We start from the raw sequence: 649 nt of genomic DNA, 5'->3' as shown, positions 1-649 counted from the left end.
GTCCACAAGGTTACCAAGGGCGCCAGGATGCATCCATAAGGTTGTCATCACGTACACGCACTCAGCGCGTCAACGTCGGCGGAGACGATATGCTGCAAGTTACGACTAATCTTTTCGACGGGCCAATCCCACCAGGCCAAAGCCTCAAGCTTATTGACGACATCCGGCTCAAAACGACTCTTGATGGCCTTGGCCGGATTGCCGCCAACGATCGTATAGGGTGGGACGTCGGCAGTCACGACGGAACGCGATGAGATAATGGCGCCATTGCCGATGCTGACGCCCGGCATGATCAAGGCTTCATAGCCAATCCAGACGTCATTGCCGACGATGGTGTCGCCCTTGTATGGCAGGTCGCCGGGTTGCGGCATGACCTTTTCCCAGCCATTGCCGAATATCTGAAAGGGATAGGTGGATATGCCTGAAAGCTTGTGGTTTGCACCATTCATGATGAAGCGCACACCCTTGGCTAAAGCACAGAACTTTCCAATGACCAGTTTGTCTCCGATGAAGGGGAAATGATACAGGACGTTTCTTTCAAAACCCTCAGAATCTTCCGGATCATCGTAGTACGTATAGTCGCCAACGATAATGTTGGGATTGGTGATCGTGTTCTTTATGAAACACACCTGAGGAAACCCCTGCATGG

1 protein-coding gene is annotated in these 649 nt (G+C 52.2%); it reads right to left on the bottom strand.

Annotated features, from left to right (window positions below):
* Positions 1–47: 47 nt before the first annotated feature.
* Positions 48–647 carry a Vat family streptogramin A O-acetyltransferase gene (locus ACXJ5O_RS29055; RefSeq protein ID WP_457302927.1) on the bottom strand — a complete coding sequence of 200 codons (600 nt, stop codon included), beginning with the start codon at positions 645–647 and terminating at the stop codon, positions 48–50.
* Positions 648–649: the final 2 nt, after the last annotated feature.

It is taken from the genome of Phyllobacterium sp. P5_D12, from assembly GCF_054049495.1.
Note: the sequence above shows the minus strand (reverse complement) of the source record. Positions and strands in the feature narration are given on the sequence as shown.